This window comes from Salinimonas marina, assembly GCF_015644725.1.
Classification (GTDB): domain Bacteria; phylum Pseudomonadota; class Gammaproteobacteria; order Enterobacterales; family Alteromonadaceae; genus Alteromonas.
Window position 1 is genome coordinate 2,370,608 of sequence record NZ_CP064795.1, and the last position, 24,508, is coordinate 2,395,115.

Here is a 24,508-nt window from a genome sequence, read left to right on the forward strand (position 1 = left end):
GACTATATTAATCCTTGTAAACGAGCCTGCCCAAAAGCATTACAGGTACTGGCATCGGTAATTTCGCCGGCCTTAAATTTTTCAATTAGCAGAGACACTGGCAACCGGTGTACTGTCAGTCCTTCCTCTTCAGCATCGAGCTGCTGAGCGCCCTGGGTAAACTCCTGGGCCAGATAAATATGATAGCCCTGATTGCACAATCCCGGAGCCAGGTATTGAAAGCCGATGTAGGTCCAGCTCTTAGCCTCTAAACCGGTTTCTTCACGAAGCTCGCCCTTAGCCAGGGTTTGCGGATCAACCCCGGGATTATCGTCCCAGGTGCCCTGCGGAAACTCCAGCTGCCGAACCCCCACCGGGTACCGATATTGCTCCACCATATAAATATGGTCGCCATCTACCGGTAACACAATCGCAAAATCCGGTTTCTCAACCACACTGTAGATACCCTCAGCGCCACTTGCACGCTGAATTTTGTCTTCTCGCACCCGAATCCATTTGTTTTGGTAAACAACCTCAGAGTCGGTGGTGGTTATCTCTGGAGCATGTGCAGAGTTAGTGCTCATGAGCTTTCCTTTACCGGCAGGCGGCTAATTACCCGAGCCTGTAGCCATTGGGTAAAATGATGATGGAACCCGGCATCCACGGTTATAACCGACATATGGGAGTCTTGCTTGTTCACCACCCGATAAACGTCTACACCCTGCCACAACAAATCATTATCAACATTAGAAATGGTGTCCTGGGCGCCGGCAACCAGCATGATCGGAATCTCCACCGATTTGGCAAGCGCAACGACATCGGTGCGCCGCGGTGCGACGCCCGCGCTGGTTAATGCCTGCCGTGCCCCTGTGCGCAGTACACTATCAGGCATCAGCAAGGCCGCAAACGGACGATAGGTTTTGGCCGCAGCCACCGTGGCATCTTCAAATTGACGCATGGGCGCAAGCAATACCGCCGCATCGATGACGCTGGAAACCTGCTTAGTCTCAAGGGCCGTCAGTGCGCCGATTGAATGGCCTACAATAATCAGCGGCCCGTTATTGGCGGCAGTCTGTTGTTCAATAAAGTGGCTAAGCGGTCTGGCATCCTGCATACCAAATCCATAGGGCGCTTTGGATTCGCCCTGCCCCATTAAGTCTACCGCTATGGTTTCAAAACCCAGAAAATTCAGGTACTGCATCATGGGCCGCCAACTGTCCTTAGAACTTCCATGTCCGGGTAACAAAATGACGCTGCCGGTGAAGGCATTTTGCCATTTTTTATCAACCACAATTGACTTTTCCCAGTGTTCTCCCTGTCCGGTTGTCGCTGCGACCGAGGCGGAAAACATCGACGGCGTAAAAGGCTCGGACGGTTTGGAAGACAGGTAAGGCAGACAATAGGTAAACTGCTCATTACAATAACGATGGCGAGTGATGGTAAATGGCGGTGTCGCGTTATTTTGTTCAAAGACCAACTGAGTCTTTGCTGAAGTAATCTGCTTCGCAACATAGCTGGCACAGCCACCCGAAAAAAGTGCCAATGCAAAAAAGAGTGCTGCCAGCGTATTTTTCAGCATTGCTGCCCCTGCGGTTATACGTGCTATTTATGCCAATCAAAAAAGGGAGCCTTTGCTCCCTTTTATTCAGATGTACTCGACTTCAATAATCTCAAACTCCACAGCACCTTTTGGAGTTTGAATCGTCACCACATCATCAACTTCTTTGCCAATTAACCCCCGGGCAATGGGAGAATTCACCGAAATCAGATTATTTTTAATGTCGGCTTCATCGTCGCCCACAATCCGATAACGCGTTTCTTTATCGGTTTCCAGGTTCATGATGGTGATGGTGGTACCAAAGATAACCTTGCCGGTATTTTCCATCTTGGTGACATCGATAATTTGAGCGTTGGAAAGTTTTCCTTCGATATCCTGAATCCGGCCTTCACAAAAACTTTGCTGTTCACGGGCCGCGTGATATTCCGCATTTTCTTTTAAATCACCATGCTCACGTGCCTCGGCAATAGATTGAATAATACGTGGCCGGGTCACAGATTTCAGTTCATTAAGCTCATTGCGCAGAAGCTCTGCCCCGTGAGCAGTCATAGGATACTGAGCCATAGGTTTGTCTCACTTTTATGTCTGTTTATACTAAAACACGATCAAAAAAAGTGCGCCTGGAAGGCGCACATTTCTTTTCCTAATTATGCCAACAGGATACCTCGTATCCTGAAGGTTGTCATTACTGTTTCATACGCGCATGCAATGCCTGAACAGAAGTTACCCGATTACGATCATCTGCAGATTTTGCCTGAACGGTGGCAAAGGCAGCATTCATGGTAGTCGTATAAGTAATTTTGTTCAGTAGCGCTTCGCGGCGGATGTACACCGAGTCGGTAATCGCCTGCCGCCCTTCGGTGGTGTTGATAATATAATCGTACACGCCGTTTTTAATTGAGTCGACAATATTTGGCCGACCTTCTGAAACCTTATTAACCACGCTGCTGATAATACCGGCATCATACAAGGTGGTCGCCGTGCCACGGGTAGACTCAATCTCAAAGCCATTTTCAACCAATAGCCGTGCCAGTTCAATAACCCGGTTTTTATCCGTATCACGCACCGACAACAGAACTTTACCCGCACGTGGTAGTGGCGCGCTGGCACCAAGGTTGGCCTTAGCATAGGCTTCTTCGAAGGTTTCACCCACGCCCATAACCTCACCGGTGGAACGCATCTCCGGGCCCAGCAGGGGATCAACCCCCTGGAATTTGGCAAATGGCAACACCACTTCTTTGACCGAGTAAAACGGTGGAATGACTTCTTCAGTCAGGCCCTGATCGGCCAAAGACACCCCAGCCATGGCGCGCGCGGCAACTTTTGCCAGCGGCACTCCGGTGGCTTTAGACACAAACGGGATCGTTCGCGCAGCCCTTGGGTTGACCTCAATCAGATAAACTTCATTGTCTTTAATAGCAAACTGCGTGTTCATCAGCCCCACCACACCCAGCTCCAGCGCCATGTCTTTTACCTGCTGGCGCATGATGTCCTGAATTTCAGGTGACAGCGAGTAAGGCGGCAAGGAACAGGCTGAGTCCCCAGAGTGCACACCCGCTTGTTCGATATGCTCCATGATACCGCCAATCACCACATCCTTGCCATCACACACCGCATCAACATCGACTTCAATCGCGTCGTCCAGGAATCGGTCCAGCAGTACTGGCGAGTCATTCGAGACCTTCACCGCATCGGTCAGATAGCGCTTAAGGTCTTTCATGTCGTAAACAATTTCCATGGCGCGACCGCCCAGTACATAAGAGGGTCTGACCACCAGCGGAAAACCGATGGCATCAGCACACTCGACTGCTTCCTGAATATTGCTCACCGTAGCGTTGGCAGGCTGCTTCAGATTCAGCTTATTGATCATCTGCTGAAAACGTTCGCGATCTTCGGCGCGGTCTATGGCATCGGGTGAAGTACCGATGATGGGTACGCCGTTGGCTTCCAGATCACGCGCCAGCTTAAGCGGGGTCTGGCCCCCGTACTGAACAATCACGCCCTTAGGCTTTTCCTTGGCGACAATTTCAAGTACATCTTCAAGGGTGACTGGTTCAAAGTACAAACGATCGGAGGTGTCATAGTCGGTCGACACGGTTTCAGGGTTACAGTTCACCATAATGGTTTCGTAACCATCTTCGCGCATTGCCAACGCCGCATGCACACAGCAATAGTCAAATTCGATACCCTGACCTATACGGTTTGGACCACCGCCCAGCACCATGATTTTTTCATTGTCAGTAGGCTGGGACTCACACTCTTCATCGTAAGTGGAGTACATGTAGGCCGTACTGGTGGCAAATTCTGCCGCGCAGGTGTCTACACGTTTGTAAACCGGGTGGATATCAAAGCCGTGGCGAACATTGCGTACATCGCTTTCGGCTACTTTGGTCAGCTCAGCCAGCCGGGCATCGGCAAACCCCTTGCGTTTGAGCTTTTGCATTAAGTCCGCATCGATGGCGCTGATGCCTTTATCGATGACTTCCTGTTCCAGCTGCACCAGCTCTTCAATCAACACTAGGTACCATCTATCGATATTGGTCAGATTGAAAATCTCTTCCACATCCATGCCTAACCGGAAGGCATCAGCAATGTACCAAATTCGCTCCGCCCCCGGCTCACGCAGTTCATACACCAGCTTATTGCGGGCATCGGGATCCTCCAGGTTGACCATGGGGTTTAACCCGGTGGCCCCTACTTCCAGGCCCCGTAAGGCTTTTTGCAACGATTCCTGCTGATTACGGCCAATCGCCATGACTTCGCCCACCGATTTCATCTGCGTGGTCAGCCGATCATTGGCGCCGGCAAATTTTTCGAAGTTAAAGCGTGGAATCTTGGTAACCACATAGTCAATGGCTGGCTCGAATGATGCCGGGGTCAGGCCGCCAGTGATATCATTGTCCAGCTCATCAAGGGAATAGCCCACCGCCAGTTTGGCGGCGATTTTGGCAATCGGGAACCCGGTGGCCTTAGATGCCAGCGCCGAAGAGCGCGATACCCGCGGATTCATTTCAATTATCACCATGCGACCGGTTTGCGGGTCTATACCAAACTGCACATTGGAACCGCCGGTCTCCACCCCAATTTCACGTAACACCGCCATGGCCGCATTACGCATAATCTGAAATTCTTTATCGGTAAGGGTTTGCGCCGGCGCTACAGTAATAGAGTCGCCGGTGTGCACCCCCATCGGATCGAAGTTTTCGATGGTACAAACAATGATGCAGTTATCATTTTTATCGCGCACCACTTCCATTTCGTACTCTTTCCAGCCAATCAGTGACTCATCAATGAGCAACTCTTTGGTAGGCGATAAATCCAGACCACGATGACAAATTTCGTTAAACTCGTCGATATTGTAAGCAATGCCGCCACCTGAACCACCCATGGTAAATGAGGGGCGAATAATACAGGGAAACCCAATCCGCGAAAGTACATCGTGGGCTTCTTCCATGCTGTGGGCAATTTCCGCACGGGGACATTCAAGTCCGATATTGCGCATGGCCTGATCAAAACGATGACGATCTTCGGCTTTGTCGATGGCATCCGCCGTCGCGCCGATAAGTTCTACATCAAATTCGGTCAATACGCCTTCGCGGTCAAGTTCCAGCGCACAGTTCAATGCGGTCTGGCCGCCCATGGTGGGCAAAATTGCATCCGGGCGTTCTTTTTCGATAATCTTGCGCACGACTTCCCAGTGAATAGGCTCGATATAGGTAGCATCAGCCATTTCCGGGTCGGTCATGATGGTGGCGGGATTCGAGTTAACCAGAATAACCCGGTACCCTTCTTCGCGCAGCGCTTTACACGCCTGTGCACCAGAATAATCAAATTCACAGGCCTGGCCAATGACAATAGGTCCGGCACCAAGAATCAGGATACTTTTTAAGTCGGTACGTTTTGGCATAACGGGCTTGTCCTACTGCTTTGCTTGCTTGATGAGATCGATAAAGTGGTCAAACAACGGACCGGCATCTTGCGGCCCCGGGCTGGCTTCAGGGTGACCCTGAAAACTGAACGCCGGTTTGTCTTTACGGTGGATGCCTTGCAGGGATTTATCAAACAAAGAAATATGAGTAATTTCAAGGTTATCGCCCAAAGTGGACTCATCTACCGCAAAACCATGGTTTTGACTGGTGATCATGACGTTGCCTTTCTGCAAGTCTTTTACAGGATGGTTAGCACCATGATGGCCAAATTTCATCTTCACAGTTTTGGCGCCACTGGCAATGGCCAGCAACTGATGACCTAAGCAGATGCCAAATGTCGGAATGTTGGCATCTACAATGGTTTTAATGGCTTCAACGGCATAATCACACGGCTCTGGATCGCCCGGACCATTTGACAAAAATACGCCATCGGGCTGCATCGCCAAAACCTCATCGGCTGGGGTCTGGGCGGGCACCAGGGTGATCTTGCAGTGACGATCCACCAGCATCCGTAAAATATTGTGCTTTACACCATAGTCATAGGCCACAACATGATATTTTGGCGCTTCAGCAGGTTTTACATAGCCTTCGCCAAGTTTCCAGACGCCGCCATCCCACTGACTGATTTCTTTACTGCAGACTTCTTTGGCTAAATCCATGCCTTTTAATCCCGGATACGCTTTGGCTTGCTGTAATGCCGCCTGTTCGTCAAGTTCATCAGTACACACAATGCAGCCATTCTGAGCGCCTTTGTCGCGCAATAAACGCGTGAGACGCCGGGTATCGATATCTGCGATGCCAACCACATTATGTTGTTTCAGATAATCAGACAAAGACTGGGTTTGACGAAAATTGCTGGCTATCAGCGGTAGTTCGCGAATGATAAGACCTTTGGAGCGTATCTGGTCAGCTTCAACGTCTTCTAGATTGATACCGGTATTACCGATGTGGGGATAAGTCAGGGTGATGATTTGTTCAGCGTAAGAGGGGTCGGTGAGGATTTCCTGGTAACCGGTCATGGAAGTATTAAAAACGACTTCCCCAACGGCCGTGCCTGTGGCACCAATTGCCGTACCTTTAAAAACAGAACCGTCCTCTAACACCAAAAGGGCAGAATTAGCCAAGTCAACCTCCAAAATAAGGATAACCGAGTGTTTTGATTAGATAACCAAAACGCACAAAAAACCGGAAAAAACAGACGCTAAACCTGCTTTCCGTTTGCAGTCTTTGCAGCTAATAAACCTGCGTTGTAGAACTCTACAGCGCAAAATTCTGGCAAATTCCGTGAAGTATATAGTAATTCTTAAACGCGGTCTAACCCGATTTTGTAAAAATGCCAAAAACAGGGCTTTTGGCAGATTTTCTCGCTAAAGTGGCTAAAAATCTATATTAAGCCACTTTAGCGCTGACGCCATCATGCCGCTAGTCCAGACCTATTACATCACTCATGCCATACAAACCGGGGGTTTGGTGGTGCAGCCACACGGCCGCTTTCACTGCGCCCTGAGCAAAGGTCAGCCGACTGGACGCTTTGTGCGTAATTTCCAGTCGTTCGCCAATATCGGCAAACAGCGCCGTATGTTCCCCTACAATGTCGCCTCCGCGCACTGTGGCAAAGCCGATGGTTTGCTGGTCGCGCTCAGGCTCTTCACCTTCGCGACCGTACACCGCACACTGCGACAAATCACGGTCCAGCTCATCGGCAATGGCTTCACCAATCGCCATGGCCGTGCCAGAAGGCGCATCTTTTTTGAATCGATGGTGGGCTTCGGTAATTTCGATATCTGCAGTATCTCCTAATGCTTTGGCGGCCTGACGCACCAGCGCCAGCATCAGATTGATGCCCACACTGTAATTGGCGGCAAAAACAATAGGGATATGCGCTTTGGCCTGCTCTAGGGCGTTTAGCTGTGCCTTTGACAGACCGGTGGTGCCGATGACCATGGGCACTTTGTTGTTTACACACCAGCTAAGATTACTATCAAGTGCCGCCGGCAGTGTGAAATCAATCATTACATCTGCCTGACTGGCGTCCAGTTGACTGAATGCCTGACAGGTTACCGGTAAGGTGCCAATCCCTGCCAGCTCGCCCACATTCATCCCTACCCAGTTTGAATCATCGCGAACCGTGGCCACACTCAATTCGGTGTCCTGGTGTTGTTGCACCGCTTCAATCAACACTCGTCCCATACGCCCGTTGGCGCCAAATAGTCCTACCTTCATGGTGTCTCTTAATTTGTTGGTTTATCCGCATTTTGCCTGATAAACGCGGCTATGCAACCGGACCCATTCAAATTAAGAAAATTATCTTCGTTAGGGGATAAACGGCGTGCGCAACATGTTTAGAGGTCATATTGCCTGGTTAATGCCGTCTGTCCAAGCGTTTGTCAGGGTCGGGCAATAGTTTTTCAAAGGCCTTTCAGACTTTGTGCAAAGCTTTTGTTCAGGGGATGGGAAGGGTCCAGAAACTTATAATCCAGTAAATGATCTAACTCTTTGTGATCATAATGATTACAACTGGACGTTTCATTACTCTGCATCTTTTCACAGATAGCAGAAGCCATTCGTGATGAGGGCCAGATTTTATCCTGGCCTCCGGAATAGAGAAATACCTTACCTTTGATATTTTCTACGGGAATATCAGCCTGACCATTATCGGCTCTGTTATCCAGCGATTGTGTATACAGGTCAAGCAGGCTGGTAACCGGCGCGTTCGGGTTAAAGGGCACGTGCGCCAGGGGCTTACTGCCTTGCGTCCAGCTTGAGCCTGGCACTTTTTGCCAGTCATTGAGGATCCCCGCCCAGACTACCGAACTGGGGGCTATAGCTACCACATGACGAAAATCAGAGTCGGTTGAGGCCAGCAGCAGTGCCAGCTCAGCGCCCTTAGACCACCCCAGCAGCACGATTTGGTCAGCGTTCACCTGTTCATTATGCATAAGCCACGACTTAGCTTTGGTGAAATATTCCAGTGGAATGTTTTCCAGCTCTTCAGGTAACCCTTCTTTTTTAAAGTAGGCCAGGGCCAGCGCCGGATAGCCCTGATCGGCCACCGCCTGCGCCAGCTTTACAGGCAGTCCGCCTTCTGAGCCGCCTAACACCATCACCACCTGTTTGACTGCAGTATCTGAGCCGGGGTAATAATTGGCCACAAACTCTTGCGTATCTATAGACACAGGCTTAGGCGCGGCCAAGGGTTGGCATGTCACCAAAATAGCAAGCAGCATGGCTGCCCGGGCGAGATTCAACGGTTTCATTTAAAAATATCCTTATTAAAAAGTCCTTTATTGCTGTTGGGGTGTCCCCACAACCGGTGGTTTCATGTTGTACCCGATTCTGCAGCTAACTACCAGTAAACAGCGGCTGGTACCCGCATAAAACATCAAAGACCATAACGAACAAAAAAACGCCAGCATCAAGGTGCTGGTCGTTTGCGGCTTCCAATGTCAGCTAACGGGCCAAAAGCACTACCTTGCCACGGTTAAGAGTGCTCTCAACACAGTGCAAAGCCTGGCTTTGGTATCAGAGCAAAACCACCTCCACCAATAAAAAGTCGGTTAACGGCTTGTTTTTAGCGCTGTGATTTCGCAATCTATAGCTCTGCGGCGAATTATTACAGGACCTTACTATTTATGCGTGCCAGCCTGATCTGGGATCTCCCCACCCGTTTTTTTCATTGGCTATTGGTTGCTGGTCTGGTGGTGCAGTATGTAACGGCGGAATGGCTGGACGATGCCATGCAGTGGCATTTTTACGCCGGGTACTTTTTATTGGGACTTATTATCTTTCGTTTTGGCTGGGGTTTTCTGGGCCCCGAATATGCCCGCTTTCGTTCATTTGTGACCGGGCCGGCGCAGGTCTGGCGCTATTCCCGGCAAATACTCAGTCGGCATAGCGCCCCGTATACCGGCCACAACCCTTAGGCGGATGGATGGTGTTGATTATGCTGATGCTGGTCGCATTACAAGCCGCCAGTGGCTTATTTATGACCGATGATATTTTTATGCAGGGGCCCTGGTATCATGTGGTCAGTGAACAGACACAATCGCAGATGAGCTTTATTCATCATCAAAGCTTCAATGTGTTATTGGTGATTATTGCATTGCACATTGCCGCAATTGGCTTTTACACCTTCTATAAACGTCAGCCGTTGGTCGCTTCGATGTTTCATGGCAAGAAGGTCACCCCTTCCACTCCCATCCCATCGTCCAGAATCATTCTGGCAGTGGTGCTGGCGCTGCTCAGTGCGGCCCTCACCTACTATATTGTGGCGGTAGCACCCGGCGCTCCCGTGGAACAGGAAGTGTATTATTAATCAGCTCATCTGAGTAACGCGCCCACCCTAGCTAAGTATAACTTGTCCTGGCACCGTTCCGGTCTGTGGACTATGAAGGGGTCGGGCTTAGAAGAAGCCCTAAAATACACGGTATCAGCGGCGAGCCGGCAGTAATATCAGGGCGCGGGACCTGGCAGTAATATCAGGGCGCGGGACCTGGCACCCACCATCCATAGCGCTATTGCTACACTTAATGGGCCACCAACGTTACCCTAAGCCAGTACCAGCGAATAGGCTACGATGCCAACTTTTGTAGTGAGCGGGGGGCTGTTAATGGATAGCTAATCCTGGAAAAAAAGAGCCGGCGAGTGCGGCTCCGGTATCAAAAATCAGTCAGCTTTGTAATCGTCATGACACGATTTGCAGGTACTCCCCACTTTACCAATAGCATCACGATAGGCTGATTCGTCGCCTGCTTTGGCAACTTTCTGTAAATTCGCGGTTGCCGTCAGGAGATCCTGAATTTTGCTTTCCACATCGGCATAATTGTCCCACAACTCAGGCTTAGCATGGGTGTGAACATCATATTCACGGGTATCTACTTTAAGGTAATCTGACACCATGTTGGCCAATTGTTCCATACGCATACCATTGGTTTGCATTACTTCGGCATCGTATTCGATGGCGCCCTTGGCCATCCCACCCAGCGGGGCCATGTTGCTTTTCATCAGCATAAAAATTGCCTCGCGATATTCACTGTATGCTTCAGCATGCTTTTGTGATTTTGCCAGTTCGGGGGTGGCTGCCAGGGCGGCGCCACTTAGTATTGCGCCGCTGCAAAATACCGCCAGGCGGGTAGTGAATTTCATGCTCAAATCTCCTTATGATGTTTCAGGCTGAGTTGCCGTTTGTATACATTAATGCATCTGCTGCAAAATTGTTAATTTTTTGCGCTAGCACTTTATATGATTTAGCCCGCAAAAAGATTGGATTCAGGGTTAGCAATTTATTAAAACACCACTCATGCAGGAGGCGGGGCCAGCAAAACCGAAAGCCAGCCAATAAAAAACCCTCCGGATGAGGAGGGTTTTTATTAACGCTTAATTGGTGAGGTCATCAAAAAACTTTTTAACGCCGTCGAAGAAGCCTTGTTCTTTCGGCCGGTGTTTACCGGTTTCATCACCCATTGACTCATTAAGCTCTTCAAGCAGCTCTTTTTGACGGGTGGATAAATTCACCGGCGTTTCTACGACCACCTTACACATCAGATCGCCGGTCATGCCGGTACGCACTGACTTCACGCCTTTGCCACGCAAACGGAACATACGTCCGGTCTGGGTTTCCGGTGCCACTTTCAGTTTGACCTTGCCATCTAAGGTTGGCACCTGAAGCTCTCCGCCTAATGCGGCGGTGGTAAAGCTCAACGGCACTTCACAAAACAGGTTGTTGCCATCGCGGGAGAAGATTTCGTGCTGCTTCACATGAGCCTGCACATACAAATCGCCTGCCGGGGCTCCTGCTTCACCTGCTTCGCCTTCACCTGCCAAACGGATCCGGTCACCGGTATCAACACCCGCCGGAATTTTAACCGACAGGGTTTTGGTTTTTTCTACACGGCCCTGACCACGACAGCTATTACACGGATCGCTGATGATCTTGCCTCGACCTGAACAGGTAGGACATGTTTGCTGTACCGCAAAGAAACCCTGGCGCATCTGTACCTGGCCATTACCATGGCAGGTAGGACACGTCTTAGGTGAGGTGCCGCGCTTAGCGCCTGAACCATCACACTTTTCGCATTCGACCAGGGTCGGAACACGAATCTCAACATCTTTACCGCGAACGGCTTCTTCTAACGACAACTCCAGGTTATAGCGTAAGTCGGCCCCCTGACGAGCACGAGACTGACGCCCACGGCCGCCTCCGCCAAAGATATCGCCAAACACATCGCCAAAGATATCGCCGAAATCGGCATTGCCGCCGCCGAAACCGCCGCCACCACGATTGGGGTCAACGCCTGCATGACCGTACTGGTCATAGGCAGCACGTTTTTGATCATCGGTCAGGATCTCATAGGCTTCCTGAATTTCCTTGAATTTATTTTCAAGTTCTTTATCGCCCTGGGTGCGATCCGGATGGTATTTCATCGCCAGTTTTTTGTACGCTTTTTTAATATCACGTACGCCGGCATCTCGACCCACCCCAAGCACTTCGTAGTAGTCACGTTTCGACATATCGCTTACTTTTCCTACTCGTTACCTAAGCACCCGGCCTGTGGCCCGATACTCAATATTCTTATAAATCAGTGCATTATTGTAAATGCTTTAACACAACAAAGGCGCAACAAGACAATCCTGCTGCGCCTGCACTGTTTCGTTAAACCGGCCCGAAGACCGGTTAACCGGACGACAGCTACTTTTTATCGTCGTCTTTTACTTCTTCAAACTCAGCATCAACCACATCATCTTGTGATTTGCCTTCAGAAGCTTGTTCTGCCCCTGCTTCAGCACCGCCTGCGGCACCTTGCTGAGCCTGAGCCGCTTCCATCAGTTTGCTGGATTTTTCCATCAACTGCTGGGTTTTCGCTTCAATCTCGTCTTTGTCTTCGCCTTTCAGAGCGGTTTCCAGCTCGGCCAGCGCTTCTTCGATTGGAGCTTTATCTTCGGCGCTCAATGCTTCGCCAACTTCGTCCATTTGTTTGCGGGTGGTATGTACCATCGCATCCGCCTGGTTACGAGCCTGAATCAGTTCTTCGAACTTCTTATCAGCATCTTTGTTAGCTTCAGCATCGGCCACCATTTGCTCGACTTCTTCATCACTCAGACCTGAAGAGGCCTTGATCGTGATTTTCTGTTCTTTACCCGTATCCTTATCTTTGGCAGATACGTGCAGAATACCGTCAGCATCGATGTCGAAAGTAACTTCAATTTGCGGTACACCACGTGCCGCCGGACGAATACCTTCAAGGTTAAACTGACCCAGTGACTTATTCGCAGAAGCCTGTTTACGCTCACCCTGGATAACATGCACGGTTACCGCAGACTGGTTATCTTCGGCAGTTGAGAAAGTTTGCGATTTCTTAGTAGGAATCGTGGTGTTTTTCTCAATCAGGTGCGTAGTAACACCGCCCATTGTTTCGATACCCAGAGACAGTGGCGATACGTCCAGCAGCAGTACGTCTTTCACGTCACCTGCCAGTACCCCACCCTGGATTGCAGCACCAACGGCTACCGCTTCATCCGGGTTTACGTCTTTACGAGGTTCTTTATCAAAGAACTCAGTAACGTATTTTTGTACCAGAGGCATACGCGTCTGACCACCAACCAGAATAATATCCTGGATGTCGCTAACTGACAGATCCGCATCCGCAAGCGCTTTTTTCACCGGCTCAAGGGTGGCTTTAACCATATCTTCAACCAAAGACTCTAGCTTGGCGCGGGTAACTTTGATCGCAAGGTGCTTAGGCCCTGACGCATCTGCTGTGATGTACGGCAGGTTGACTTCTGTTTGCTGCGCTGATGACAGTTCGATCTTGGCTTTTTCACCAGCTTCTTTCAGACGCTGCATTGCCAGCGGGTCTTTACGCAGGTTAATGCCCTGATCTTTATGGAACTCATCTACCAGATAAGTGATCATACGGTTATCGAAATCTTCACCACCTAAGTGAGTATCACCATTGGTGGCCAGTACTTCGAACGTATGCTCGCCGTCAACGGCATCAATTTCGATGATAGAGATATCAAATGTACCACCACCCAAATCGTATACTGCCACAACGTTGTCACCTTTCTTCTTATCCATGCCATAGGCAAGGGCAGCAGCGGTGGGCTCGTTGATAATACGTTTTACTTCCAGACCCGCGATACGGCCGGCATCTTTAGTAGCCTGACGCTGAGAATCGTTGAAGTAAGCAGGAACAGTAATAACTGCGCCAGTAACTTCTTCACCCAGGAAATCCTCTGCTGTCTTCTTCATTTTTTTCAAAACTTCAGCAGAGATTTGTGGCGGCGCCATTTTGTCGCCTTTCGATTCTACCCACGCATCGCCGTTGTCTGCTTTAACAATTTTGTAGGGCATGATGTCGATATCACGCTGTACTTCTTTGTCTTCAAAGCGACGACCAATCAGACGCTTAATTGCAAACAAGGTGTTTTCAGGGTTAGTCACTGCCTGACGTTTGGCAGACTGACCGACCAGTGTTTCACCGTCGTTGGTATAAGCAATAATAGAGGGCGTAGTGCGATCGCCTTCGGCGTTTTCAATAACGCGTGCTTTGTCGCCGTCTAAAACTGCGACACATGAATTTGTTGTACCTAGATCGATACCAATGATTTTACCCATTACGTGTCTCCGCTAAATCTTGTTAATTTCTGCATTTTTAGTGGGGTTATTCCCGCACTTTTTCAATAGTTTTTTACAAAAAGTTGTGAAACCACCCTTTCAGGCTTTGGTATCAACACCGCTGTTAGCAGCACGTGATACCATCACCATCGCCGGACGAACCAAACGTCCGTTCAGTTCATAACCTTTTTGCATGACGGCCATTACCGTGTTCGGCTCCAGCTCATCACTTTCCTGCATCGACATAGCCTGATGCAGTTCTGGATTAAATGGCTGACCCTGAGGATCAATAGGTGTCAGACCGAATTTTTCAATGGTGCTGATAAATGACTTATGGGTCATTTCAACGCCTTCAAGCAGAGGCTTTACAGCGTCGTTGCCGGCATCGCCAGCTTCAAGCGCGCGTTCAAGGTTGTCTACTACGGGCAGTAATTCGCCGGCAAAGCGCTCTAAAGCAAATTTGCGGGCTTTTTCTACTTCCGCGTCGGCACGGCGGCGAGCATTATCCATATCAGCACGAGCACGTAATACGCTGTCCTGCTGTTCTTTAATTTGCGCCTGTGCTTCTGACAATGCCGTTTCCAGCTCATAAATACGCTGTTCGTCTTCGCTGGCTGCAGCGCTCTGATCATCGTTTACCACTTCACCTTCGTGAACCGGAACTTCCTGCGCTTCTTCCTGCATTTGCTGCTCAACTACCTCAGCGTCTTGCTGCTGCGCTTGCTCGTCGCGCTTTTCGCTCATGCCTACCTCCAACTAGAATTTCAGGGCAATTTTTTACTAACCCATCAATAGGGTCATTCAACAATTTTTCCAGCCCCGAAAGTAAAAAAATTTGCAAACCTGGTTTGCGTTAGCCCTTTCGGAACTTAGGACTGAAGCTAGTAATGGGGCTGCTTATGTTGGGTTCAAGGGTAACCGTATAAAATTTGTGGATGTTAAGGTGTTTTTTAGGTAATAGCGGCAATATACAGGTGTTAAGAGCGCGTAAATGTGCAAGACAGGAGGTTTCACCCACGCAAAGCATAGCCCGTGAGATTTGGTTGTCGGTTGTTACCCCCAGGCCATTCACAGATCAATTCGGTGTCTGCTGTCTTGTTGGCTGGCTGAAACATAGGGTATGGTAAGGTAATTATCTGATTATTTAACTTTTATTATCATGCTCAGCATCTGGTCGGTAGGCGCAATCGTAATTTGTTATCTGGCCCTGTTGTTTGTTATTGCCTTTGCCGGGGATAAATGGCTGCGTGCGAATCAGCAGCATCCGGTATTGTACAGCCTGGGGCTGGGCGTTCACTGTACCTCCTGGGCGTTTTTCGGCACCACGACTCAGGCCGCTCAGTTTGGCTGGGCGGTTGTCCCTACTTATGTCGGTATCATGCTGGTGATGACATTTATGTTCCCGGTATTGCTGCGGATTAACCGGCTTTGCCAGCAACACAGTGTTAGCTCTCTGGCCGACTTTATCGCCCTAAAATACCAGGGTGCCCACTTTATAGCCGCCCTCATCACCTTGTTATGCTTTATCGGGGTTATTCCCTATCTTGCTCTGCAACTGGATGCTATCACCAAGAGCATTAATTTACTCGCCCCCCACCAGGAACAGCAAAGTCATACCGTAGGATTATATGTGGCGGCGTTAATGGCATTATTTGCGATTTTATTTGGCACGCGCACCTTAAGTTTAAAAGATAAGCACCCGGGCTTGCTGCTGACCATTGCGGTAGAATCCGTCATCAAGCTGGCCGGCCTGAGTATTGTCGGCATTTATGTGTGTTACAGCCTGTTTGATGGGCCACTGGATTTATTTGCCCAGGCCGGCGCCCACCCGGTCGCCCGTGAAGTCATCTACGCCGACAGCTCGCTATGGGTATATCTGAGCCATATCTTACTGGGAGTGTGCTCTATGTTTATCTTGCCCCGACAATTTCATATGAACTTTGTTGAATGCAATGGCGAAGGTGAGCTTAGAACCGCCCGGTGGCTGTTTCCGTTGTACTTACTGGCCATCACTGTGTTTGTGTTACCTATTGCGCTGGCAGGCAGCATGTTGTTGGACACCGGATCGGTGAATTCAGACACCTTTGTGCTGGCTTTGCCCTTGTTTGCCGGCAACGAGAGCGTGGCGCTGGCGGCCTTTATTGGCGGCTTGTCGGCAACCTCAAGCATGATTATTGTCGCCACCCTGGCGCTGGGCATTATGATCGCCAACAATCTGATCACACCATTATGGCTTAAGATCCGTCTGGCAAAACACTCGGTGGGCTCCATGCAGTCCAGCGGGATCCTGACGATTCGGCGTATTACTGTGTTGGTGGTGTTGTCGGTGGCGTTCTGGTATCACCTTAATATCAGCCAGACCGCGCCTCTGGTAAAAAGCGGGATTGTGGCTATTGCCTTATTAGCGCAAATGTTGCCTACCATGTTATTCGGGCTTTACTGGTCCAGAAGTACGGTAACCGCGGCCAGTCTGGCTATGCTGGCGGGCCTGTGCTGCTGGATAGTCTGGTTGCTCTACCCCAGTTTGCTTGCCAGCTATTACTTTAACCCCGCCCCCAGTGACGCTGAGCTGGGACTGGGGTTTGTGCTGAGTCTGTTAGTCAATTGCCTCACCTTTATCGGGGTCAGTCTGCTAACCCCCGCCCGTTCCGACCAGCCAGGCTTCGCCAACAATGCCCCGCTGATTCCTGAGCTGGCGATTCGCATAGCCGATTTGATGCAACTCACCGCACGGTTACTGGAGCCGCGCGAACAAGACCGTTTAATCGCCCAGCTATCGGCTCAGCCTAGTCAGGGATTTGCCAGTGCTGCATTGCTACAGAATGTTGAACACAGACTCGCGGCCCAGGTCGGCACGCCCAGCGCCAGAGTGCTATTAAGTGCCATTGCTCAAACCAGCCATACCGAATTGCCTGAGCTGGTGGACTGGGTTGAGGAAGCCTCCCAAACCTTTCAGTTTAATCACGAAGTGTTGCAGTCTTCGGTGCAGCATATCCAGCAAGGTATCAGTGTTCTGGATAGCAACCTGGCGCTGCTTGCCTGGAACGACCGCTATATCGACCTGTTCAATTATCCGGCTAATTTTTTGCATTCGGGCATGCCGATTACCTCACTGTTACAATTTAACGCCCGGCGGGGGTTGCTTGGCAACAGTCAGGATGTGGATGCCGAGATTGCAAAGCGGGTGGCGTACATGAAAGCCGGCAGACCTTACAAATATCTGCGCAAGCAACCAGATGGCCGAGCTATTGAGCTTAACGGCAGTCCCCTACCTGGAGGCGGCTATGTCACCACCTACAGCGATATAACCGAATACACCCTTACTCAGGAAGCGCTGGAACAGGCGAAAAATGCGTTAGAAGCGCGGGTGGCCGCGCGCACTGAACAGCTACATCATGCCCGGCTTGAAGCCGAGCAGGCCAATGAAAGCAAAACCCGATTTTTAGCAGCAGCCGGCCACGATCTGATGCAACCCTTTAATGCAGCGACCTTGTTTGCCTCTATGCTGGCGCAAAAAACCAAGGGCACTGAACTTGAAACCCTTAGCAAGGGCGTGACCACCTCGTTATCCTCGGCTGAAAGTCTGCTTAGTATGTTATTGGATATGACCCGGCTGGAATCGGGTGTGCTGAAGCCGCAGCTATCCCGATTTGCCCTGACAGATATTCTGGAGCCGCTATATCGGGAATTCACGGTGATCAGTGAACAAAAAGGGCTGCATCTGAGTTATATGCCAACCACAGTCTGGGTCTATTCGGATCGGCGATTGCTGCGGCGTATTGTGCAAAACTTGTTATCTAATGCCGTACGCTATACCAACAGCGGCAAAGTCCTTCTCGGGGTCCGGCGCCGCTGTGCCGATCAGGCTGAAATCTGGGTCTGTGATACCGGCCCGGGGATCGCTGCTGAAAAACAACAGGAAGTGTTTGCTGAGTTTCATCAGCTCGATAGTCAGCATAATAATCCAGGTCTGGGCCTGGGACTGACCATAGTGGATCGGATGAGTGGCTTGTTAGAGCATCCGGTAGGATTATTTTCAAAACCACACCAGGGTACCCGATTTACATTGAGTGTCCCAAGGGTAAGTGGCACGGCTACCCCGGCGCCTAATAAGGCCCCCGAAACCGCAACACACACTCTGCCATTCATGCGCAATCTGAAGGTGTTGGTGGTGGAAAATGACGAACAGGTATCACAGGCTCTGAAATTATGCTTTGAATACTGGGGGGCGCAGGTAATCTGCGTCACCGACCGACATCAGGCCACACAACACTGTCCGGAGCCTCCGGCTATTATGCTGGTTGATTATCACTTAAACGGAAATGATCGCGGAACCAGGGTGGCTCAGGAGCTTCGGGAATTTTGGGGCCAGTCAGTGCCCGGTATCTTGAATACCGCGAATCGCGAAGAGGGTATTAAGGATGTGGCAGCACAACATGAATTGTTTTATCTGAGCAAGCCGATCAAGCCGCTGCTGCTTCGCCGCGCCGTCAGGACGCTGCTGAGCGAGTACCCGTGGGTCCCGATACCAGCTGATTAAACAACACCCCGGCCTGAGTGCGATTAACCACATCAAGCTTTCGCAGTACTGCAGAAACATGCTGTTTAACGGTAGACTCGGAAATATCCAGCTCATACGCAATCTGTTTGTTGAGCAATCCATCCGCCAGCATTTTCAGCACCCGAAACTGATGGGGGGTCAACAGGGAAAGACTTTTAGCGAAGCGGCTTTCTTCCTGACTCAATTCGTCAGGCGAGAGTAAGCCCGGTGGCACCCATATGTCGCCGTCCATAATCTGCCGGACCGCCGCGGTGATGTTATCCAGTGAGGTAGATTTTGGAATGTAACCACTGGCCCCATTTCCATCACCCGTTTAATCAGACCCGGATCTTCTTCGGCTGACACCACCACCACCAGCAGCTGATCGTGTTGCGTCAGAAGCTGAGCCAGGCCCGAAAGCCCCTGATTGCCGGGCATGTTCAGGTCCAGAAACACCAGCTCAATGGCGGCATTTTGTGCCAGCACCTGACAGGCTTCGTCGAGGCTGGCCGCTTCATGCAATGCCCCCTGAACAATCGTACCCAACGCCTGCTTCATGGCAGCCCTGAAGAGGGGGTGATCATCAGCAATCAGTACCTGTGTATGCATCGTCGTGGAGCAACCGTCTTATCAACCTGTTAACAGTCTATCAACATCCCGGGGAACATCAACGGACAGGTACAAAGTTTCTCTGACCCGCGCTATTTAGGACGCGAACATCAATAGACTGGCAAAAGTTTTCGCTGGCCAGCGCTATTTAGCATGAGGCACCCTGACACAAAAAAGGGCCACCCGGCCCTTTTTTCGTTTTATCGTCAGTAATTTGGTTTAAAAACGGTAGCCCACGGTCAGATGGACGGTGCGGGGATCGCCATAGTAACCAATCAAGGTGGTATCGTTCCCCAGCCCCGGACCAAAGCTGCCATCCTCATTACGGGTCACAAAATCATAGCCCCCACAAGGTATTCTTCGTCGGTCAGGTTTTTCAGGTGCAGGCCGCCATACCACTGGCCCTCCACGCTTTCCCAACCCAGGCTCAGATTCAGCAATCCGTAGCCATCTTGTTGAATCAGATCGCTGGTCTCAAAAATAAGATAATCATCGCGATAATAGTAGTTGGCATTAAAGGTAAAGAAACCATAGCTGGTGTCCATGCCATAATTGGCCGCCAGGTTAAGGGTGCTTTCCGGGGTGCTGGCCAGCCCGATTAGTGGCGGTACCGCATTGTTTTTCTTGATTTCAAAATCAATATAGCCATAGGCAATATCAAAGGTCAGATTATCTGTTGCCACATATGTGGCTTCTAGCTCAAGGCCTTTGGCCGCCGTTTCGGCAGCATTACGCAGACGTTGCTGCAGCGCGGTGGGATCGTCCGTGCTTCCTTCAATACCAATATACTGGCGGTCTTTGTGATCGTAGGAAAACACGGTGGCGTTCACCCGTAACGCGTCACTGAGATCGCTTTTGATACCCAGCTCGAATGAATCAACCACTTCGGGACTCACACCCGGCTCATTCACCGTAGCTCGCGGGTTGAACGTTCCCGACTTAAAGCCCTGAGCATAGCTGGCAAAGAGCATAAGATCGGGGCTGAACTTATACTCAACGCCCACCCGTGGCGTAAAGCGCGACCAGCTTTCAGTGGCCGGGGCATCCAGCAGACCATCATTATCGGAATCGCTGCCCAGTACCTGCGGGATCACCACCTCATCCGGGCGTACAAACCCATCTATCCAGCCACTTTCAGGGTATAGGTTGGTTAAAACCGTACCGTTGTAAACCGTGGCTTGCTTTTCTTCATCGGTAAATCGGGCCCCCAGCGAGACCGATAACTGCTGACTGATATCATAATTCAACTGCGCATAGCCGGCCCAGCTTTCACTGTTATTGCAGCCTGAAACTTCCCGGGTAAAGCCCGGCGTGCCTTCAGGAAAAATACCCAGCGCGGCAAAGTCGCGTCCCAATACCCCTAAAACCGCATCAAACACCCCGCAAGACTCACCCTCGTAGTAATACAGGCCACTGACCACATTAAAGTCCTGACCGGTATAGTTGGCCTGCAATTCATGGGTGTCGTTATTGTCTTCATAGATGGCCGGTACATCAAAAATATCCAGCTGAGTGTTGTCAAAGTCGATATTAGTAGGCGAATAACTGTCGCGATGTGAACCAATGTATTTTAACTGTAATGCATCCGAAACATCATAGCGCATCATCCAGCTATAGCCCTCCAGTTCTACTTTATTGCTGGTAGGCAAACTGGTGTAGGAATCAAACACTGAGTCAGGTTGTGGGGCCTCGGTGCGAAGACTGGGTAGCAAGCGGTACCCGCCTTTGGAATTGGAGTCATCTTCGGTTTTGTCCCAGCCAAAGCGCAGGAAAAGATTATCGGTCGGATGGATTTCCAGGGTTAGCCGGGCGGCCCACAAATCTTTGTTGTAGTTTTCACGATCCTGACCCGGCTGGGCCGAGACCAGAAACTCACCAAAGCCGTCGCGATTAAGATTGGCATAACCAAATCCCAGATACACCGTATCTTCCATCAGCGGGTACTGACCGGTTATTTTCACATCCCGCTGACTGTAACTTCCTACCGTCCCCTGAAGATTCAGTTGCGGGTCACCGGTCATCTCTTTGGTAACATACTTAACCGCGCCGCCAATGGTGTTTTTGCCATAAAGCGTGCCCTGGGGGCCTCGTAATACTTCAATACGCTGCACATCGAGTAAGTCCATAACCGCCCCCTGGGGCCGCGCTATATACACATCGTCAACATAAATGCCGACACCCGGCTCATACCCCACAGCGGATCTTGCTGGCCCAGACCCCGGATGAATGCGGTTAGCGTGGAATTCGTGCCCCGGCTGGTTTGCAAGGTGGTGTTGGGAGAAAATTGCTGTACTTCAGTCAGTACGCTGATGCCTTTTTCGGTGAGTTCGGCAGCCCCAATTGAGGTGATGGCCACCGGTACTTCCTGCAGGGTCTCCACCGTTTTACGGGCGGTGACTTCTATTCTTTCCAGCTTGCCTTTTTCTGGCTCTGCGGCTGCATTATTCTGTTGCGCCGCAGCAAGAGGCGTCCAGCTGCAGGCAGCAGCTACGGCGATTGCGCACAATGAACGCTGGCATGGCCGGGTAGTTCGGTAGATATGTTTCATAACAAGTCCCTATTATTGTAATTCGCTGGAGTCGTTTTTTTTATTTTCAGACTATCGATGAAAAAGTAATCTAATCTACTTTAGCGCGCAGGTATCTAGTACGTTAGTACGTAGCACCAAAGGCCTACGTACTAACGTACTATAGGCTCGCAACGAGCATACGGTCACAATGCGTTTTTACGTTATTAACAGGCTATCTCGGCACGTTATTACAAGGAAACGCAATATGTTAAGTATGTTTGGCCTGGTGTCCGGCCTGATTCTATTGATTGTGCTGACCATTCGCGGGATGAACCTGTTTATCGCCGCGCCTCTGTGTGCACTGTTGGTGGCAGTCACTAATCACATCCCTGTATTTACCGGCGACAGCAATTTTATTGGTCTGTATATGAGTGGGTTTTCCGGTTTTATTGCGTCCTGGTTTTTTATGTTTTTACTGGGCGCAATTTTCGGCAAATTCATGGAAGATACCGGCGCCGCGGACGCGGTAGCACGCTGGATTGTCAGTAAACTGGGGTTCCGGCATGCCGTGCTGGCAGTGGTCCTGGCCTGCGCCATTCTTACCTATGGCGGGGTCAGCCTGTTTGTAGTCGCGTTTTCGGTCTATCCCATGGCGGTCAGCCTGTTTAAAGATGCCAATTTACCCCGTCGCTTTATCCCTGCAACACTCGCGTTTGGCTCGGTAACCTTTACCATGACTTCAGCCGGCTCCCCGGAGATTCAGAACTGGATCCCGATAAAATACTTAGGAACCTCGCCCTTTGCCGCGTGGGAAGTCAGCTTAGTGGTGGCGATATTTATGGCCTGCTTTGGTTATTGGTGGCTGCGCCGCATGATTGGCAAAGCCCTGGCAAACGGCGAAACCTTTGAGCCTCGCGAGCATGATCCCAAGATTGCTGAGCGCGATTATCCGCACCCGTTATCGGGGCTGGTGCCTTTACTGGTAGTATTAGTGCTGTCTTTTTTATTACACGACAGTCTTGGGCATTATGCACTTATTATTGCCCTGACCGGAGGCGTGGTAACGCTGATGGTCATTAACTATCGCTATTTCCAGAGTCTGACCGGGGCCGTCAACGCGGGCACGACCGGGGCGCTGGTGGCTATTGGGAATACCGCCGCCGTGGTAGGGTTTGGCAGTATTGCCAAAAATACCGAAGCTTTTTCTGCCACCGTTGATTTAATGACCCAATTACCCGGCAATGAATTGATTGGAGCTGCGGTGGCGGTAAGTGTTATTGCCGGGTTGACCGGCTCGGCCTCAGGCGGCCAGGTGATCGTATTGCCATTGGTGGCCCCGCATTATATTGATCAGGGCGTTCCGCCTGACCAGTTACACCGGATTGTAGCTATTTCATCCGGCGCGTTAGACACGCTGCCGCATAATGGGTATGTGGTCACCACCATTCGCGCAATCTGCCACGAAACCCACCAGGCGGCCTATCGTGCGATGGCGGCGTTAACCCTGGTGACCCCGTTATTGGGACTGGCGCTGGCTATTACCTTATTCAGTGTGTTGTAAGGACAATTATGAAACACCTCTTTTTATCGCGATTGGTTATTCTTACCTGGCTGCTGAGCCTGCCCGGCCATGCCAGTGAACTGCCGCTGGTACAAAAACAAACCTACACCACCACCGATTTTACGCTATTTTCAGGCAAGCGCTTGCCTGAGGTGAAGGTAGGCTGGGAAAGTTACGGCAAGCTCAACGAGGACAAAAGCAACGTAGTGCTGGTTACGCATTATTTTTCCGGTTCGTCTCATGCCGCCGGAAAATATCGCGCCGATGATGCTGCCCCGGGTTACTGGGACGCCATCATTGGCCCCGGAAAGGCCATTGATACCAATAAGTTTTTTGTGATAAGCGTGGACTCTTTAGCCAATTTATCGGCGTATTCAAACGATGTGGTGACCACGGGCCCCGCCAGTATCAATCCCGCTACCGGCAAGCCGTATGGGCTGGATTTTCCCGTGGTAACCATTCGTGATTTTGTCAATATTCAAAAGCAGGTGCTGGAAAGCCTGGGGATCACCAAACTGCACGCGGTCGTTGGTCCGTCCATGGGGTCTATGCAGGCGCTGGACTGGGCCAGCGCTTACCCGGCCTGGGTGCCCAGAATGGTCTCGGTTATCGGCTCGGGCGAAAGCGATGCCTGGACGACGGCGGCGCTGGAGCACTGGGCTTTGCCCATTAAACTGGACCCGCGCTGGCAACAGGGCAATTACCGTAAGGCTAACCCTCCTACTGAAGGCCTGGTTGCAGCGCTGATGCTGATTACCCAACAGGCTTTGCACCCCGACTTTTTTAATCAACAGGGCCAACGCTTAAACTACAGCGCTCTCGAACCAGCCCCGCTGCACGATATAACCGCCAGTCATTCTATTGTAACCTGGCTTGAGTCGCGGGCCCGGGCCCGGGCCAGTGAGATGGACGCCAATCACCTGCTGTACCTGGTCAGAGCGTGCCAGTTATTTGTGGCAGGTCATCAGGGGTCATTGCAGCAAGGCATTGAAGCTATTGAGGCAAAAACCTTATTTTTACCTGCCAGTAGTGATTTATTATTGATGCCTTATCTTGCCAAAGACGCGCATAAGGCGATGGTCACTGCCAACAAAGACAGCGATTACGTGGAACTGGCTGGCGAACTGGGCCATTTAGAAGGGGTGCTGGATGTACAGGAACAACAGCAAAAACTAAAAACTTTCCTCGAAGAATAAAACAGGAAAC

The 24,508-nt window shown here is 50.6% G+C and carries 14 protein-coding genes and 3 pseudogenes; 4 read left to right on the top strand and 13 right to left on the bottom strand.

The window, feature by feature from the left end; all coding sequences use genetic code 11:
* Positions 1 to 2 precede the first annotated feature (2 nt).
* From IT774_RS10630 to IT774_RS10660, 7 genes are all read right to left on the bottom strand, one after another.
* Complete coding sequence (locus tag IT774_RS10630; RefSeq protein WP_195809769.1) at positions 3 to 563, bottom strand: NUDIX domain-containing protein; 561 nt, start codon at positions 561 to 563, stop codon at positions 3 to 5.
* Complete coding sequence (locus tag IT774_RS10635) at positions 560 to 1,558, bottom strand: alpha/beta hydrolase (protein ID WP_195809770.1); 999 nt, start codon at positions 1,556 to 1,558, stop codon at positions 560 to 562. Before IT774_RS10635 ends, IT774_RS10630 begins: the two co-directional genes overlap by 4 nt.
* 66 nt (positions 1,559 to 1,624) lie before the next feature.
* On the bottom strand, positions 1,625 to 2,101 hold the full coding sequence (gene greA, locus IT774_RS10640) for a transcription elongation factor GreA (RefSeq protein WP_195809771.1): 477 nt from the start codon (positions 2,099 to 2,101) through the stop codon (positions 1,625 to 1,627).
* Between the two features lie 121 nt (positions 2,102 to 2,222).
* Complete coding sequence (gene carB, locus IT774_RS10645; RefSeq protein WP_195809772.1) at positions 2,223 to 5,444, bottom strand: carbamoyl-phosphate synthase large subunit; 3,222 nt, start codon at positions 5,442 to 5,444, stop codon at positions 2,223 to 2,225.
* 12 nt (positions 5,445 to 5,456) lie between these two features.
* Positions 5,457 to 6,590 (bottom strand): glutamine-hydrolyzing carbamoyl-phosphate synthase small subunit, encoded by a 1,134-nt coding sequence (carA, locus tag IT774_RS10650; protein WP_195809773.1) that lies wholly within the window; start codon positions 6,588 to 6,590, stop codon positions 5,457 to 5,459.
* A gap of 298 nt (positions 6,591 to 6,888) precedes the next feature.
* A complete protein-coding gene (dapB, locus tag IT774_RS10655) occupies positions 6,889 to 7,689 on the bottom strand; it encodes a 4-hydroxy-tetrahydrodipicolinate reductase (RefSeq protein WP_195809774.1) in 801 nt (266 codons plus the stop codon).
* A 185-nt stretch (positions 7,690 to 7,874) separates the two neighbouring features.
* Positions 7,875 to 8,723: an acyl-CoA thioester hydrolase/BAAT C-terminal domain-containing protein gene (locus IT774_RS10660; RefSeq protein ID WP_195809775.1), complete on the bottom strand. Its 849-nt coding sequence runs from the start codon at positions 8,721 to 8,723 to the stop codon at positions 7,875 to 7,877.
* 375 nt (positions 8,724 to 9,098) lie between these two features.
* On the opposite strand from IT774_RS10660, the pseudogene IT774_RS10665 reads away from it, so the two are divergent.
* A pseudogene (locus IT774_RS10665) lies at positions 9,099 to 9,781 on the top strand (cytochrome b/b6 domain-containing protein).
* 350 nt (positions 9,782 to 10,131) lie between these two features.
* On the opposite strand, the gene IT774_RS10670 reads toward IT774_RS10665, so the two are convergent.
* The 4 genes from IT774_RS10670 to grpE all read right to left on the bottom strand — a co-directional run bounded on the left by IT774_RS10670 (position 10,132) and on the right by grpE (position 14,827).
* Positions 10,132 to 10,611 (bottom strand): c-type cytochrome, encoded by a 480-nt coding sequence (locus IT774_RS10670; protein ID WP_195809776.1) that lies wholly within the window; start codon positions 10,609 to 10,611, stop codon positions 10,132 to 10,134.
* Positions 10,612 to 10,842: 231 nt separating this feature from the next.
* A complete protein-coding gene (gene dnaJ, locus IT774_RS10675; protein WP_195809777.1) occupies positions 10,843 to 11,976 on the bottom strand; it encodes a molecular chaperone DnaJ in 1,134 nt (377 codons plus the stop codon).
* A gap of 178 nt (positions 11,977 to 12,154) precedes the next feature.
* Positions 12,155 to 14,083, bottom strand: coding sequence for a molecular chaperone DnaK (dnaK, locus tag IT774_RS10680; RefSeq protein ID WP_195809778.1), 1,929 nt, complete (start codon positions 14,081 to 14,083; stop codon positions 12,155 to 12,157).
* Between the two features lie 99 nt (positions 14,084 to 14,182).
* Positions 14,183 to 14,827, bottom strand: a complete 645-nt coding sequence (gene grpE, locus IT774_RS10685; protein WP_195809779.1) for a nucleotide exchange factor GrpE — start codon at positions 14,825 to 14,827, stop codon at positions 14,183 to 14,185.
* Positions 14,828 to 15,242: 415 nt separating this feature from the next.
* Here grpE and IT774_RS10690 point away from each other — a divergent pair, with 415 nt between their 5' ends.
* A complete protein-coding gene (locus tag IT774_RS10690; RefSeq protein ID WP_195809780.1) occupies positions 15,243 to 18,623 on the top strand; it encodes a PAS domain-containing hybrid sensor histidine kinase/response regulator in 3,381 nt (1,126 codons plus the stop codon).
* Here IT774_RS10690 and IT774_RS10695 read toward each other — a convergent pair.
* Together IT774_RS10695 and IT774_RS10700 are read right to left on the bottom strand one after the other, a co-directional pair.
* Positions 18,574 to 19,232 (bottom strand): annotated as a pseudogene (locus IT774_RS10695) (response regulator). The gene IT774_RS10690 and the pseudogene IT774_RS10695 sit on opposite strands and share 50 nt — an antisense overlap.
* Positions 19,233 to 19,451: 219 nt before the next feature.
* Positions 19,452 to 21,780 (bottom strand): annotated as a pseudogene (locus tag IT774_RS10700) (TonB-dependent receptor).
* Positions 21,781 to 22,006: 226 nt separating this feature from the next.
* On the opposite strand from IT774_RS10700, the gene IT774_RS10705 reads away from it, so the two are divergent.
* Together IT774_RS10705 and IT774_RS10710 are read left to right on the top strand one after the other, a co-directional pair.
* Complete coding sequence (locus tag IT774_RS10705) at positions 22,007 to 23,302, top strand: GntP family permease (RefSeq protein WP_195809781.1); 1,296 nt, start codon at positions 22,007 to 22,009, stop codon at positions 23,300 to 23,302.
* Positions 23,303 to 23,310: 8 nt separating this feature from the next.
* Positions 23,311 to 24,498: an E22 family MetX-like putative esterase gene (locus IT774_RS10710; RefSeq protein WP_195809782.1), complete on the top strand. Its 1,188-nt coding sequence runs from the start codon at positions 23,311 to 23,313 to the stop codon at positions 24,496 to 24,498.
* Positions 24,499 to 24,508 lie beyond the last annotated feature (10 nt).

Excerpts from the sequence above, each read along its gene's own strand:
- grpE (WP_195809779.1), bottom strand. The coding sequence starts at position 14,827 with ATGAGCGAAAAGCGCGACGAGCAAGCGCAGCAGCAAGACGCTGAGGTA.
- IT774_RS10635 (WP_195809770.1), bottom strand. The coding sequence starts at position 1,558 with ATGCTGAAAAATACGCTGGCAGCACTCTTTTTTGCATTGGCACTTTTT.
- dapB (WP_195809774.1), bottom strand. The coding sequence starts at position 7,689 with ATGAAGGTAGGACTATTTGGCGCCAACGGGCGTATGGGACGAGTGTTG.
- IT774_RS10670 (WP_195809776.1), bottom strand. The coding sequence starts at position 10,611 with ATGAAATTCACTACCCGCCTGGCGGTATTTTGCAGCGGCGCAATACTA.
- IT774_RS10660 (WP_195809775.1), bottom strand. The coding sequence starts at position 8,723 with ATGAAACCGTTGAATCTCGCCCGGGCAGCCATGCTGCTTGCTATTTTG.
- carB (WP_195809772.1), bottom strand. The coding sequence starts at position 5,444 with ATGCCAAAACGTACCGACTTAAAAAGTATCCTGATTCTTGGTGCCGGA.
- greA (WP_195809771.1), bottom strand. The coding sequence starts at position 2,101 with ATGGCTCAGTATCCTATGACTGCTCACGGGGCAGAGCTTCTGCGCAAT.
- IT774_RS10705 (WP_195809781.1), top strand. The coding sequence starts at position 22,007 with ATGTTAAGTATGTTTGGCCTGGTGTCCGGCCTGATTCTATTGATTGTG.
- IT774_RS10710 (WP_195809782.1), top strand. The coding sequence starts at position 23,311 with ATGAAACACCTCTTTTTATCGCGATTGGTTATTCTTACCTGGCTGCTG.
- IT774_RS10690 (WP_195809780.1), top strand. The coding sequence starts at position 15,243 with ATGCTCAGCATCTGGTCGGTAGGCGCAATCGTAATTTGTTATCTGGCC.
- dnaK (WP_195809778.1), bottom strand. The coding sequence starts at position 14,083 with ATGGGTAAAATCATTGGTATCGATCTAGGTACAACAAATTCATGTGTC.
- dnaJ (WP_195809777.1), bottom strand. The coding sequence starts at position 11,976 with ATGTCGAAACGTGACTACTACGAAGTGCTTGGGGTGGGTCGAGATGCC.
- IT774_RS10630 (WP_195809769.1), bottom strand. The coding sequence starts at position 563 with ATGAGCACTAACTCTGCACATGCTCCAGAGATAACCACCACCGACTCT.